The following is a 14,431-nucleotide window of genomic DNA, read 5'->3' as shown; positions in this document are numbered from 1 at the left end:
GGGCCGACACCTAGAATAGTAACATACCTGATGACGGCCGACACCAAGAAATTCCTTGCGTTAGGTGTTAGCCTTTGCTCTTCGCAATGATATCTTCGGCGATGGACTTCGGAACTTCCTCGTAGTGAGACAGCTCCATGGAGAACACGCCGCGACCTTGCGTACCGGAGCGAAGTGTCGTGGAGTAGCCGAACATCTCGGACAGAGGCACCTTGGCACGGATGATCTGAGCGCCGGAGCGCGCGTCCATACCTTCGATGCGACCGCGACGGGAGTTCAACATACCCATTACGTCACCCATGTACTCTTCAGGAACGGTAACTTCTACTTTCATGATCGGCTCCAGGATGACTGGATTACACTTGTCCTTGGCAGCTTTAAGCGCCATGGAACCGGCAATCTTGAACGCCATCTCCGAGGAGTCGACGTCATGGTAGGAACCGTCGAATACTGTTGCTTTCAGGTCAACCAGCGGATAGCCCGCCACGACACCGTTCTGCATCGATTCTTCGATACCCGCCTGGATCGGAGCGATATATTCGCGAGGGATGGAGCCGCCCACGATTTTGCTCTCGAATACGAAGCCGGAACCCGGCTCAAGCGGTTCGAACTCAACCCAACAATGACCGAACTGGCCTTTACCGCCGGACTGACGAACGAACTTGCCTTCAACCTTGGCCGAGGCGCGGAATGTCTCACGGTAAGCAACCTGAGGATTACCTACATTCGTCTCTACTTTGAATTCACGGCGCATACGGTCTACGAGGACGTCAAGGTGAAGCTCACCCATACCTGCGATGATCGTTTGGCCAGTTTCTTCATTCGTGTAGGCACGGAATGTCGGATCTTCTTCAGCCAGCTTGGAGATCGCCACACCCAGCTTGTCTTGGTCAGCTTTCGTTTTAGGCTCGATTGCAACTTCGATTACCGGCTCAGGGAAGTTCATGGACTCCAGAATAACCGGATTTTTCTCGTCGCAAAGCGTGTCGCCTGTAACGGTGTCTTTCAGGCCTACCGCAGCAGCGATATCGCCTGCATACACCTCGCTGATTTCTTCACGGCTGTTCGCATGCATCTGAAGAATACGGCCGATACGCTCGCGCTTGCCTTTTGTGGCATTCAGAACGTAGGAACCGGACTTCAGTACGCCGGAGTAGACGCGGAAGAATGTCAGCTTACCTACATAAGGGTCCGTCATGATCTTGAACGCAAGGGATGCGAACGGCTCTTCGTCGGAAGAATGACGAATTGTCTCCTCACCGTCTTCCAGCGTACCTTTAATGTCGGCAACATCCAGAGGGGACGGCAGGTAAGCTACTACTGCGTCAAGCATCATTTGAACGCCTTTATTGCGGTAGGAGGAGCCTGCGATTACCGGGAAGATTTTCACTTCGCATACGCCTTTGCGCAGAGCGGCTTTCAGTTCCGGAATAGTGATTTCTTCGCCTTCCAGATACTTCATCATCAGCTCTTCGTCCAGCTCGGCAACCTTTTCTACAAGCTCGTTGCGCAGCTCTTCTACTTTATCCGCATATTCTGCAGGAATGTCGACCTTCTCCGGGTCTTTACCCAGATCGTCTTTGTAGACATAAGCTACGCCTTCAATAATATCGATTACGCCTTTGAATTCATTCTCGGCGCCAATCGGCATTTGGATGGCAACGGCATTGGCTTGAAGACGCTCGCGCATGTCAGCTACGACATTCAGGAAGTCCGCGCCAATGATGTCCATCTTGTTGATATAGGCGATCCGAGGAACGCCATAACGGTCAGCTTGACGCCATACAGTCTCAGACTGCGGCTCAACGCCTTCCTTTGCACTGAATACGCCAACGGCCCCGTCCAATACGCGCAGGGAACGTTCAACTTCAACCGTGAAGTCAACGTGTCCCGGGGTGTCGATAATATTAATGCGGTGTCCATCCCATTGTGCGGTCGTTGCGGCAGACGTAATTGTAATACCGCGCTCCTGCTCCTGCTCCATCCAGTCCATCGTTGCGGCGCCTTCATGCACCTCACCGATTTTATGCGTACGGCCAGTGTAGAACAGAATCCGTTCAGTGGTTGTGGTTTTACCAGCGTCAATATGCGCCATAATCCCGATGTTACGCGTATTTTTCAAGGAGAACTCTCTTGCCATAATGTCTGTCTCCTCTCTAATATGGTCATTCTACCAACGGTAGTGAGCGAATGCTTTGTTCGCTTCTGCCATTTTGTGCGTGTCTTCACGCTTCTTCACGGATGCGCCAGTGTTGTTGGAAGCATCGATAATCTCGGCAGCCAGACGCTCTTGCATCGTCTTCTCGCCGCGATTGCGCGAATAGTTTACCAGCCAGCGAAGCGCCAGAGCCGTACGGCGTTCTGGTTTCACCTCGATTGGCACTTGATAGTTGGCACCGCCTACGCGGCGTGCTTTAACCTCAAGTACGGGCATAATGTTTTTCAAAGCTGTTTCAAAAACTTCCATCGGGTCATTGCCTGTGCGCTCTTGAATCAGCTTGAAAGCATCATACAACAGCGTTTGTGCAACGCCTCTCTTACCGTCGATCATGATACGGTTGATCAGGCGCGTAACCAGCTTGCTGTTATACACCGGATCCGGCAGCACATCACGTTTCGTTACAGGACCTTTGCGTGGCATGAGAAGTCCCCCTTTCCTCTAGTAGTCATTGTTCTAGCGTGGTATGAACTCTATGGAGTTATACCTCTTATTTCTTAGCTTTAGGACGCTTCGTACCGTACTTGGAACGAGCTTGCATACGGTTGTTCACGCCTGCAGTATCAAGCGCACCGCGAACGATGTGATAACGTACACCCGGAAGGTCTTTAACACGGCCTCCACGGATAAGAACAACGCTGTGCTCTTGCAGGTTGTGACCGATACCGCCGATGTATGCTGTAACCTCGACACGGTTAGTCAGACGTACACGCGCATATTTACGAAGTGCGGAGTTCGGCTTCTTCGGAGTCATTGTACCTACACGAGTGCAGACACCGCGTTTTTGTGGAGAGCTGATGTCCGTAGCCTCACGCTTGAGCGCGTTGAAGCCTCTTTGCAGAGCTGGCGATTTCGATTTGACGACTTTCGCTTGACGACCTTTGCGAACGAGCTGGTTAATTGTTGGCATGTTGCCACCCCCTTCCCCATAGTCATGTCATTTATATTGGTAGACATATCACCCATTATTTAAGCCCACAGATCCAGGCGGTTCATAACAAAGCACACAGTAACTCAAACCTGGTCATTAGGCACACTTCGATATATTATCACCTACGACATACCGATGTCAAGTACATATTCCTTCTCTTATTTCCATCATCCATTCACGCACAAAAAAGGGATCCGTTCTCTGCTAAAGGCGCGGAACAAATCCCTGAAAGGGGTATGTTACAGAAGCGGAAAATGGCAGGCAACTTGCCGCCCTTCTTCCGCCGACTGCAATACGGGTTCTTCGACTCCGCATCGCGGCTGGGCCATGGGACAGCGCGGATGGAAGCGGCAGCCCGACGGCGGATATGCAGGCGACGGAACGTCCCCCTGCAGAATGATCCGCTCTCTCTTCCTGCGCGGATCAGGTGTCGGAATAGAGCTTAGCAGCGCTGCCGTGTAAGGGTGCAGAGGTTTCTGAAACAGCTCGTCGGTAGGCGATATCTCCACGAGCTTGCCCAAGTACATGACGCCTATCCGATCGGATATGTGTCTGACGACGTGAAGCCCGTGCGCGATGAACAGCAGCGTCAACCCCAGCTCCTTCTGCAGCTTCTTGAGCAGGTTCAGCACCTGCGACTGTACTGATACGTCAAGAGCGGATACCGCCTCATCGGCGACTATGAACTTCGGATTCAGTGCAATCGCCCTAGCGATGCCAATTCGCTGACGCTGACCTCCAGAGAATTCATGCGGATAGCGGTAGCGTCTGTTCGCATCCAGACCGACAAGCTCCATCAGCTCGACGACACGCTTATCCATCTCGCTCCGCTTCGTATTCAGATGAACGCGCAACGGCTCGCCGATAATATCCCGTACCTGAATGCGCGGATTGAGCGATCCATAGGGGTCCTGGAAGATGATCTGCATGTCCCTGCGCACCGCCTTCAGCCCGCCGCCGTGGAGAGCGTGAATGGATTGGCCGCGGAAGATTACCTCGCCCCCAGTTGCCTGCTGCAACTGCAGCAGCACCCGGCCCAGCGTCGACTTGCCGCAGCCGGATTCGCCGACCAGTCCGAACGTTTCTCCCCCTTTTATGGAGAAACTCACGTCATCCACCGCTTTCACATAACCTGCTACCCGATTGAACAGCCCTTTCTTGATAGGAAAGTACTTCTTCACCCTTCTCGCTTCAATAATCGCATCTGTCTTCACGCTCGCTCCCCCTCCTCATACAGCCAGCATGCACTCGTATGACGATCGCCCACGGTCATGGACGGAGGCGACACCGCTCTGCACTTGTCCATCACGTGAGGGCATCTGGGGTGAAAACGGCAGCCGGACGGCAACGCGCTGAGCGGCGGAATCGTACCCGCAATCGTATACAGCTCATGGCCCCGTTCCCCCTCCAGTCCCGGAATGGACTGCAGCAATCCGGTCGTATAGGGATGGCTGGGCTTGTCGAATATCGCAGTCGCATCTCCTTCCTCCACGATCGCGCCGGCATACATAACGGCGATGCGATCCGCCATTTCGGCGGCTACCCCCATGTCATGGGTAATGAGCAAGATGGACATGCCAATCTCCTTCTGCAGACTTCTGAGCAGATCCAGGATCTGCGCCTGCACCGTCACATCCAGCGCCGTCGTCGGCTCGTCGGCGATGAGCACATCCGGCCTGCAGGCAAGCGCGATGGCAATGACGACCCGCTGGCACATGCCGCCGGACAGTTCATGCGGATATTGCTTCACCCTCAGCTCCGGCGAAGGAATGCCGACCAGCCGCAGCAGCTTGATCGCTTCCGTCCACGCTTTCTCCTTCTTCATACCTTGATGGAGCCGCAAGCTTTCCGCTATTTGTTCACCTACCGTAAATACCGGGTTAAGCGCCGTCATAGGGTCCTGGAAGATCATCGCGATCTTGTTGCCTCGAATATGTAGCATCTCTTCCTGCGTCTTCTTGGCCAAGTCCTGCTTCTGGAACGCAATGCTGCCTTCCAGAATACGCCCTCCCGAAAATTCGATCAAACGCATGATCGCCAGCGAGGTCACGCTCTTGCCGCTGCCTGATTCGCCTACAAGACATAACGTCTTCCCTTTCTCCAATTGCAGGTTGACGCGATCGGTCGCCTTCACGATTTCCTTCTCCGCCAGGAAGCCGGTCGTTAAACCGTTGATTTCGAGAACTTTTTGCGCCATTGCTTCATCCTCCTCGCCGTCAGGCCTTTATCGCTTCTGGGATTAAGCGCATGCTGAATGCCGTCGCCAATGAAGTTGACAGCCAGTACCAGCGTTAGAATACAGAGCCCCGGATACAGTGCCAGCATGGGATTGACGAGCATGAATTCCTGGGCGTTGCTCAGCATAAGACCCCAGCTTGTCGCGGGCGCTTGAATGCCTAGTCCCAAATAAGAGAGCGCGGATTCGCTCAAGATGGCGCCGCCTATCATTAATGTAGCGGTAACGATAATGGGATAACTCGCATTGCGCAGCAGATGACGGAAGATAATGCCCCAATTGGATACGCCGATCGCCCTAGCTGCCTCCACATATTGCATTTCCCGCAATTGCAGGAAGTTGCCTCGGACAAGTCTGGCTACCCCCATCCAGCCCGTTAGAGCCAGTATGATGATCATGTATTCGAATTTGCTTCCGAATATAGCAAGCACCAGAATGTTCAGGAATAGCAATGGAAGCGCATTCATGACGTCAACCAATCGCATGCACACCGTGTCGATCCATCCCCCGAAGTAACCGGATACTGCTCCTATAATAGTTCCGATGAGAACTGCAGCCAACGCTACCGCAAATCCTACCATAAGCGAGACTCTTGTACTAAAGACCAGCCGAGAGAAAATATCTCTTCCCACTTCATCCGTACCTAGCAAATGATTTTCCGTTCCCGGCGGCAAATCCGTGCGGAACAAATCGATCTCGGCCGGGTCGAAGGGAGCAATCCAATGGGCGAGTAAGGCGACCAGTACATAAAATGCCAGAACGATCAATCCGCTCATGGCGTAAGGGTTCCTGCGGAATCTCCCCCAGGCCATTCGCATTGGCCCATTGGGGCTTTTCAACGCGGCACGCCTCATCCCCCTATTGTTCGGAACAACCGGCTTTACAGCCACTTCCGTTTGACTTTGCCGATTTTCGCTCATCTTCGCCCGCCTCCTTTGCCAAGCTGCACTCTAGGGTCCACCAATGCATACAAAATATCGGCGATCAGATTACCGATGATGACAAATACGGCCGTTACGATCGTAATCGACATCAGTACGGAGTACTCGCGAGAGAAGGCCATCTGAACGAATAATCGCCCCATGCCGGGCCAGTTGAACACATTCTCCGTCAGAGCCGCGCCAGATACCAATATCGGAAGATCCATGCCCAGCACCGTAATAACAGGTATTAGCGCATTGCGCAGCGCATGGCGGAAGATGACTCCCCGTTCCTTCACACCCTTCGCCCGTGCGGTGCGAATGTAATCCTGATTAAGCACCTCCAGCATGCTGGACCGCGAATACTTCACATAAGCGGCAAGAAAGCCAAGCGAAAGCACCGTCACAGGCAATATGAGATGGAGCAACAGGTCGACGGGATCGCCTTCCTTGCCCATCGTATACATATCGGACAACGGCAGCCAATCCAGCTTCAGAGAGAACTGCTGCTGCAAGATGATGCCGAACCAGAAGCTGGGCATTGCAAATCCCAAATAAACGATGAACGAAGCCGTCTGATCCGACAGTCCGTATTCTCTTGTGCTATTATAGATGCCCCAGGGAATTGCGATAATCAAGGATAGCAGCCATGCGGCTCCCATCAGAATAAATGTATTTTTAATGGTCGGCCACAATATATCGCCAACAGGTACGTGATTTTTAAACGTATGGCCCAGATCGCCTTGCAGCAGTCCGCCTACCCATTTGCCATATTGCACATAAACCGGCTGGTCAAGGCCCAAATTCCGCTTCTGCACCTCCATCGCTTCCGGTGAAAGTCCCGGAGCGATCATCATCTGTGTCGGCCCGCCAGGCGCCGCATGAATAAGCGCGAACGTCGCAATCGATACAAGAAATAACACAAGCGCCGATTGGGCGACACGTCGTATCAAGTACTCCGTCATGAGGCAGCTCCCTCCTCCAGTCAAGTAATTGCCTGCAAAAAAGGGAAAGGAGCAGCTCCTTCCCCTTCACTGCCTGCATACTGTTCACATGCCGGCTTAACTTAATCGCTCACCCACCATTTGATGACACGGAAGAAGGAGCCGTATGGAAGCGTAGGCTCTGGCGCATCCTCTTCTGCGAAGTGTACACGTGGGCCAATGCCTTGCGGCAATGAGTATTGATACAGGAATACGTAAGGCAGATCTGTAGAGATTTCTTTCCCGATCTCCTTGTAGATCGCTTTCCGTTCTTCTCTGTCGACTGTAGAATATCCGTTTACCCACAGCTGATCCAGCTTTTCGTTTTTGTACCAGCCCATATTTTGTCCGTTCGGCGGGAAATACTTGGAGGAAAATATGCTTTCGCTATCCGGGTCGGGATTGCTAAGCGACCAGCCCAACAGCACCGCCTGATACTTGCCCGGTACCAGATTCTGCTCTACCCAAGATGCGAAGTCAATGCCTTTCGGCGTCGCTTCAATGCCCACATCTTTCAGATTCTGCTGAATAATGAGCGATACTTGCTCGCGCCGGCTATTGCCCGTGTTGTACTGCAGCTCGAAGGAGAAGCGATGACCGTCCTTCACCAATATGCCGTCGTCTCCAGGCACCCAGCCATCATCTGCCAGCAGCTTCTTGGCTTCGTCCACATTGTACTGATAATTGACGGCGGCATCGCCAGGATCAGCCCATGAGCCCGGCAGGAACGGCGCATTCATGAGCGCGCCCGTGCCTTTCAGCACTTTGTCTACCATCCCTTGGCGGTTTAGCGCGGTTGCTATCGCTTGTCTTGTTTTCTGTCCCTGGAACAGGACATATTCGTCAGGATAATTGGCTTTGTCGTAGTTCATGGAGATGAACTCGTACGTCGGGCCAGGCTTGGAGCCGACACGAATATTGCCGTCTTTCTTTACCGCTTCCACTTGCGTCAACGGAATGGCCTGAGTACTGTCGATATCGCCTTTCAGCAACGCCTGAACTTCTGTATTTTGATCTGCATATATTTTAAAGGTCACCTTCTGAATATTCGGCTTCGTCTCTCCCCAGTAGTCCGGGTTCGCATCGAATGTCAGGTATTGCCCTTGCTTCCATTCCGACCATTTCCAAGGCCCGTTCGTAACCGTCTTGGCGGGATCTTTACCGTAGGCATGGTCCTTCAATTCCGTCGGAGGCACATCCTTCAGAATATGGGCGGGAACAATTTCCGTGACAAGCACATACTCGAAAGGAGCGAATACTTGTTGCAGCTTGATATCGACCGTATGATCGTCCACTCTCGTAATCGCTTCCACTTTATCGAAGCTGCTAATGCCTGGAGCGCCTGTATCCTTGTTCATAATCGTCTCGAACGTATAGATGATATCGTCGGCTGTGACGGGCTGACCGTCGCTCCACTTGGCGTTGCTTTTCAGTTTGATCGTGTATGTAAGTCCATCTTCGGAGATTTGCGCTTTCTCAGAGGCGAGAGACCAAGGCTCGGCAACCACATTGCCCGCACGGTCGAAATCGTAGATTTTAGCTAGAACGAAGTTGGCGACATCGCCTGATGAAGTGTCCTGAATGTAGATAGGGTTGAGTGCAACGATATCACTGAAGGTGCTGAACGTGATGGCTCCGCCGACTACAGGGGTGTTGGGATCGGGTGTAGCTTCCGGTTCTTTCGTACTATCCGGCTTTTCCGTTTCTTTTGGCGTTTCCGTCGATGCCGGTAGCGTGTCATTGTTATTTTTCGAAGTGCACGCCGCTAACAGCCCTCCAACTAACATCATACATAAAATGAGTACAAACCATTTTTTTCTTATTTCCATTCCACATACCTCCCTCGATTATCAGGATAAAGTAAATTATACCACTTATTATCAGGATTGGAAGGTTTGTATTCAGAATTTTCTAAATATTATTTCAAATAAATCTATTGACAATTGCATCGTTGCTGATGATAATTTATACCCTTTAAAAATGTATGTTTTTACTATTAACACCTGTATGACAAACCTGGTTGCACAATTAATGCAAAAAAATGGGCTCAACCTCATAATCAGTGCTTGACTGTTAGTCTAACATCCGATGGCGGTTGCATTCGATGAGAATGCCTGCTTTATAGCGACTGCGATTTCGCGTAAAGTAATGGCGGCGCTGAAAAGCTTTAATGCGATTATGGCGACCTTCTACGGTTGCATTTGTCCATCGGCATTGATGGTAGTTCATGATTTCTTCTTTCCAATTTTGCATCGTTCTAAGGGTGCTTTGGACGGCGGCGTGATCGATTTGATCTCCTTGTTTACACCAACGTTCAAATCCTAGTTTAGCAACGCCAAAGCTTGGTGAGCAGTCATACCAAGTCGCGAACGCTTCTTTCCAATCCCACACACTTCGAAGAAGCGGAGAATAGTTCAGTAGCGCTTCAAGTCGCTTTTTACTCTCCTCACTCAATGTATCCGCAGGAGGATTCAGCAAGCGATGATTGGCTTTCAGATAGGCCTTCGCCCGCGGTGACAGCGTCTGCTGGACGGTTTTGCGAACCTCCTGTACGCTTTCGATTACATAACCGTGAACATGAAATCGATCTGCGATGCGAATCGCTTTCGGAAAACACTCGCTGATCCATGTGTGATACGCCTGAGCTAAATCCATGACTACGGCTTTCGGGTTAAGCAGAAGGAATCCCGGGTGCTCTTTGGCATACGCCCGCAGCTCCTCCAGCTTTCTGCCCGGCAGCAAGTCCAGCATCGTCTCGCCTTTGAGGTTGTGAATGCCGGTGTTATACGTATGACCTTTCTTTATAGCAAAGTCGTCGACACCCAGAACTAATCCTGCCGTTTCTTTCGCTTCTTCCCAGACGCGTTCATAGATCCGCTCGCACTCAGCCGGAACCGCCTCATTATGCATGCGCTGTACCGTACTGGCTGGCGCTTGCTGCATCCGAGCGCTATGCGCGGCCGTGGACCCAAGCGCTTGTTCGACGGTATGGGAACGAAAGAGCCTGCTGTAGCGCTGCTTGGATCCGACGAATTCGTACGCCCAAACAAAACCAGCTTCGCAACGTGTGCAATACATCCGAATGGACGGCACGTGCAGATAGGTTTTCTTCTCAAATACGGAAAGATGCCGGACGGTCCGCATGTCATTGCTTCCCTTTCGGATGACGTTTTGATCGGACCCACAGCATGGACAGCATTGCCTGTCGCTGAGTGGTAAGGCTTCTATGTGAAGTTCATCGGATTCAATGGACAGAATCTGGTGAATCTTTAGCTCTGGCAAGTTGAGCAGTTCATTGATATACTGGGTTTGCATCTGTCTATTCCTTTTGTTGATTGGTAGGACTTTCAACATTACAGGATTAGCAGATGTTTTTCCATTTTCAACCTTGGATTATTTCGTCAAGCACTGATTTCGGTTTTGAGCCAAAAAATGAGGATGGAGCCAACTGCTCCATCCTCGCTATTGCCGCTATGCTATTCGATTGCTACAGCCTCTTCCGCTACTTCATCAGCTTCCGTCAGCTCAACAACCTCTTCCTCCAGACCTGCGAACCGGATGTTGCGATAACGCTGCATGCCGGTACCGGCAGGAATCAGTTTACCGATAATGACATTCTCCTTCAGACCAAGCAACTGGTCAATCTTGCCCTTGATCGCTGCATCCGTCAGGACACGAGTCGTCTCCTGGAACGATGCCGCAGACAAGAAGGAGTCCGTCTCCAGAGAAGCCTTCGTAATACCGAGCAATACCGGCTTGGCAACAGCAGGCTCCTTGTCGGCGAAGATCGCTTCGGAGTTCGCCGCTTCATATTCATGAATGTCTACGAAGGAACCCGGCAGCAGTGTCGTATCGCCGGCATCTACGATGCGGATCTTGCGTAGCATCTGCTTGATCATAACCTCGACGTGCTTGTCGTTGATCTCAACGCCTTGGTTACGGTATACACGCTGCACTTCTTGCAGAATGTAGTTCTGTACGCCGCGGATGCCTTTAATGCGCAGCATATCCTTCGGATCGATGGAGCCGTCGGTCAACTCGTCGCCGGCTTCGATGTGCTGTCCTTCCGTTACACGGATACGCGAACCGTAAGTGACAGAGTATACCTTCGTCTCGGCTTCGCCTTGCACCTCGATCTCGCGACGGTCCTTCGCTTCACGAATCTCCTTCACGACGCCATCCAGCTCCGTGATGATCGCTTGACCCTTCGGATTACGAGCCTCGAACAGCTCCTGAATACGCGGAAGACCTTGCGTAATATCGTCTCCGGCAACGCCGCCGGTATGGAATGTACGCATCGTCAGCTGGGTTCCGGGCTCCCCGATCGATTGCGCGGCGATGATGCCAACCGCTTCCCCGATCTCCACATGCTTGCCTGTCGCCAGATTCCGTCCGTAACAGATTTTACATACTCCGTGACGAGCCCGGCAGCTCAGTACGGAACGAATTTGCAGCTTCTCGACGCCTGCGCCGATAATTTCATCCGCTTTGCTGGAGTCAATCAGCTCGCTCTTGTTGACGATAACTTCGCCAGTCTTCGGATGTCTGACCGTCTCGAACGCATAACGTCCTTCGATACGATCGTACAGATCCTCGATTACTTCTTTGCCGTCTTGAATTTTGCTGACGGTGAAGCCTTTATCCGTGCCGCAATCGTCCTCGCGCACGATTACATCCTGTGCGACGTCGACCAGACGGCGGGTAAGGTAACCGGAGTCCGCCGTACGAAGCGCCGTATCGGCCAGACCTTTCCGCGCGCCGTGCGTGGAGATAAAGTACTCCAGAACCGTCAGTCCTTCACGGAAGTTGGACTTGATTGGCAATTCGATAATACGTCCGGACGGATTCGCCATCAGACCGCGCATACCGCCGAGCTGTGTAATCTGCGATTTGTTACCCCGCGCCTTGGAATCCACCATAAGCATGATGTTGTTATAGCGGTCCATCGACTTCATCAGCACATCCGTAATCTCGTCTTTACACTTGCTCCAGATGCCAATGATACGGTCGTAACGCTCGTCATTCGTAATCAGACCGCGACGATATTGGTTCATGACCATTGCGACCTTCTCGTCGGAGTTCTTCATAATCTCCGCTTTTTCCTTCGGAACGATAACGTCGGAGACGCCGATCGTAATTCCCGCCTTCGTGGAATAAGTGAAGCCAAGCTGCTTGATCCGATCGAGAATGACCGCTGTCAGCGTCGTATGATATTGACGGAAGCACTCAGCAATGATTTGGCCGAGATAGTCCTTGCCTACCGCTCCCGCAACCGGCAGATCGTTCATCGCCTTCAGCAGGTCCGTACCTTTGTCATATACAAAATATTTATCCGGCGTTCCGTTCAACAAGTTTTCTTTCGAAGCCTCGTTGATATACGGGAACTGCTCGGGCAGAATTTCATTGAAAATAATTTTGCCTACAGTCGTCATGAGCAGAGACTTCTGCTGTGCTTCTGTAAAGCATGTTTTCTTCAGCACGCTGACAGGGATGACCACTCTCGCGTGCAGGGAAACGATGCCCCGCTGATAAGCGGAGACGGCTTCATTCACATTGGCGAATATGGAGCCGCTGCCCTGAGCTTCCTTGTTGTCCATCGTCAGATAGTAGCTGCCAAGCACCATATCCTGTGAAGGTGTAACGACCGGCTTGCCGTCCTTCGGATTCAGGATATTGCCTGATGCAAGCATGAGCAGACGGGCTTCCGCTTGCGCTTCTGCGGATAGCGGAACGTGCACCGCCATCTGGTCGCCGTCGAAGTCGGCATTGTAAGCCGTACATACGAGCGGATGAAGCTTGATCGCCTTGCCTTCCACCAGAATCGGCTCGAAAGCTTGAATGCCCAGTCTGTGCAATGTGGGGGCGCGGTTAAGCAGAACAGGATGCTCTTTGATGACTTCCTCCAGCACATCCCATACTTCCGGGCTAACCCGCTCAACTTTGCGCTTCGCGCTCTTAATGTTGTGAGCCAGTCCCTTGTTCACCAGTTCCTTCATGACGAACGGCTTGAACAGCTCCAGCGCCATCTCCTTCGGAAGTCCACACTGGAAGATCTTCAAGTTCGGTCCGACGACGATAACGGAACGGCCAGAGTAGTCGACACGCTTGCCGAGCAAGTTCTGACGGAAGCGTCCTTGCTTGCCCTTCAGCATGTGACTAAGCGACTTCAGCGGGCGATTGCCCGGCCCGGTAACGGGACGGCCACGGCGGCCGTTGTCGATCAACGCATCTACCGCTTCCTGCAGCATCCGCTTCTCGTTCTGAACGATAATATCGGGCGCTCCCAGATCCAGCAGCCGCTTCAGACGGTTATTGCGGTTAATCACGCGGCGGTAGAGATCGTTCAAGTCGGACGTAGCGAAGCGTCCGCCGTCAAGCTGAACCATCGGACGAAGCTCTGGCGGGATGACAGGAAGCACATCCATAATCATCCAGTCTGGTGAATTGCCCGAATTACGGAATGCCTCGACAACTTCAAGACGCTTGATCGCACGATTGCGGCGTTGGCCTTGCGCTGTGCGCAATTCTTCCTTCAGCATCTCCAGCTCGCGCTCGACGTCGATATCCTGAAGCAGCTTCTTCACGGCTTCCGCGCCCATACCGGCCTGGAATCCGTAACCGTACTTCTCGCGATAGCTCCGATATTCCTTCTCCGACAGCAGCTGCTTCTTCTCCAGCGGCGTGTCGCCAGGGTCCGTTACCACATAAGAGGCGAAGTAAATGATCTCCTCCAGTGAGCGGGGAGACATATCCAGCGCCAGACCCATGCGGCTAGGAATGCCTTTGAAATACCAAATATGCGATACAGGCGCTGCCAGTTCAATGTGGCCCATGCGCTCGCGACGCACCTTCGCGCGAGTTACCTCTACGCCGCAGCGATCGCAGACGACGCCTTTGTAACGGACACGCTTATATTTGCCGCAATGACATTCCCAGTCCTTCGTAGGACCGAATATCTTTTCGCAGAACAGACCTTCTTTTTCCGGTTTCAGCGTCCTATAGTTGATCGTTTCCGGTTTTTTGACCTCTCCGCGGGACCATGAGCGAATTTTATCCGGCGATGCCAGACCAATTTTCATATACTCGAAGTTGTTCACGTCCAACAAGGAGCAACCCTCCTTCGTCATGTATGACTATGTCTTA

Annotated in this window: 10 protein-coding genes; all 10 read right to left on the bottom strand. The window is 52.3% G+C overall.

The features are described from left to right. Positions 1 to 67: 67 nt before the first annotated feature. Positions 68 to 2,140: an elongation factor G gene (fusA, locus tag M6D81_RS23320; RefSeq protein WP_262679527.1), complete on the bottom strand. Its 2,073-nt coding sequence runs from the start codon at positions 2,138 to 2,140 to the stop codon at positions 68 to 70. Positions 2,141 to 2,170: 30 nt separating this feature from the next. After that, the gene (gene rpsG, locus M6D81_RS23315) at positions 2,171 to 2,641 is read right to left on the bottom strand and encodes a 30S ribosomal protein S7 (RefSeq protein ID WP_262679525.1); all 471 of its coding nucleotides are present in this window, start codon (positions 2,639 to 2,641) and stop codon (positions 2,171 to 2,173) included. A 67-nt stretch (positions 2,642 to 2,708) separates the two neighbouring features. Continuing rightward, complete coding sequence (rpsL, locus tag M6D81_RS23310) at positions 2,709 to 3,128, bottom strand: 30S ribosomal protein S12 (RefSeq protein ID WP_262679523.1); 420 nt, start codon at positions 3,126 to 3,128, stop codon at positions 2,709 to 2,711. A gap of 260 nt (positions 3,129 to 3,388) precedes the next feature. Beyond that, positions 3,389 to 4,363 (bottom strand): ABC transporter ATP-binding protein, encoded by a 975-nt coding sequence (locus M6D81_RS23305; RefSeq protein WP_317259162.1) that lies wholly within the window; start codon positions 4,361 to 4,363, stop codon positions 3,389 to 3,391. After that, the gene (locus M6D81_RS23300) at positions 4,360 to 5,346 is read right to left on the bottom strand and encodes an ABC transporter ATP-binding protein (protein WP_262679522.1); all 987 of its coding nucleotides are present in this window, start codon (positions 5,344 to 5,346) and stop codon (positions 4,360 to 4,362) included. Before M6D81_RS23300 ends, M6D81_RS23305 begins: the two co-directional genes overlap by 4 nt. Continuing rightward, entirely contained in the window at positions 5,313 to 6,305 is a 993-nt protein-coding gene (locus M6D81_RS23295) for an ABC transporter permease (RefSeq protein WP_262679520.1), read from the bottom strand. The genes M6D81_RS23300 and M6D81_RS23295 overlap by 34 nt, the downstream gene beginning before the upstream one ends. After that, on the bottom strand, positions 6,302 to 7,270 hold the full coding sequence (locus M6D81_RS23290) for an ABC transporter permease (protein ID WP_262679519.1): 969 nt from the start codon (positions 7,268 to 7,270) through the stop codon (positions 6,302 to 6,304). The genes M6D81_RS23295 and M6D81_RS23290 overlap by 4 nt, the downstream gene beginning before the upstream one ends. Positions 7,271 to 7,371: 101 nt before the next feature. Continuing rightward, positions 7,372 to 9,117 carry an ABC transporter substrate-binding protein gene (locus M6D81_RS23285; RefSeq protein WP_262679518.1) on the bottom strand — a complete coding sequence of 582 codons (1,746 nt, stop codon included), beginning with the start codon at positions 9,115 to 9,117 and terminating at the stop codon, positions 7,372 to 7,374. 244 nt (positions 9,118 to 9,361) lie between these two features. Beyond that, positions 9,362 to 10,603, bottom strand: coding sequence for an ISL3 family transposase (locus M6D81_RS23280; RefSeq protein WP_262679517.1), 1,242 nt, complete (start codon positions 10,601 to 10,603; stop codon positions 9,362 to 9,364). A gap of 161 nt (positions 10,604 to 10,764) precedes the next feature. After that, complete coding sequence (gene rpoC, locus M6D81_RS23275) at positions 10,765 to 14,394, bottom strand: DNA-directed RNA polymerase subunit beta' (protein WP_317259161.1); 3,630 nt, start codon at positions 14,392 to 14,394, stop codon at positions 10,765 to 10,767. Positions 14,395 to 14,431 lie beyond the last annotated feature (37 nt).

The sequence above is a fragment of the Paenibacillus sp. J5C2022 genome (assembly GCF_025567625.1).
Classification (GTDB): domain Bacteria; phylum Bacillota; class Bacilli; order Paenibacillales; family Paenibacillaceae; genus Pristimantibacillus.
The sequence above is the reverse complement of the archived record's forward strand: the minus strand, read 5'-3'. Positions and strand labels throughout refer to the sequence as shown.

Coding starts and splice junctions, on each gene's coding strand:
- M6D81_RS23285 (WP_262679518.1), bottom strand. CDS start 9,117: ATGGAAATAAGAAAAAAATGGTTTGTACTCATTTTATGTATGATGTTA.
- rpsG (WP_262679525.1), bottom strand. CDS start 2,641: ATGCCACGCAAAGGTCCTGTAACGAAACGTGATGTGCTGCCGGATCCG.
- rpsL (WP_262679523.1), bottom strand. CDS start 3,128: ATGCCAACAATTAACCAGCTCGTTCGCAAAGGTCGTCAAGCGAAAGTC.
- M6D81_RS23300 (WP_262679522.1), bottom strand. CDS start 5,346: ATGGCGCAAAAAGTTCTCGAAATCAACGGTTTAACGACCGGCTTCCTG.
- M6D81_RS23295 (WP_262679520.1), bottom strand. CDS start 6,305: ATGAGCGAAAATCGGCAAAGTCAAACGGAAGTGGCTGTAAAGCCGGTT.
- M6D81_RS23280 (WP_262679517.1), bottom strand. CDS start 10,603: ATGCAAACCCAGTATATCAATGAACTGCTCAACTTGCCAGAGCTAAAG.
- M6D81_RS23290 (WP_262679519.1), bottom strand. CDS start 7,270: ATGACGGAGTACTTGATACGACGTGTCGCCCAATCGGCGCTTGTGTTA.
- fusA (WP_262679527.1), bottom strand. CDS start 2,140: ATGGCAAGAGAGTTCTCCTTGAAAAATACGCGTAACATCGGGATTATG.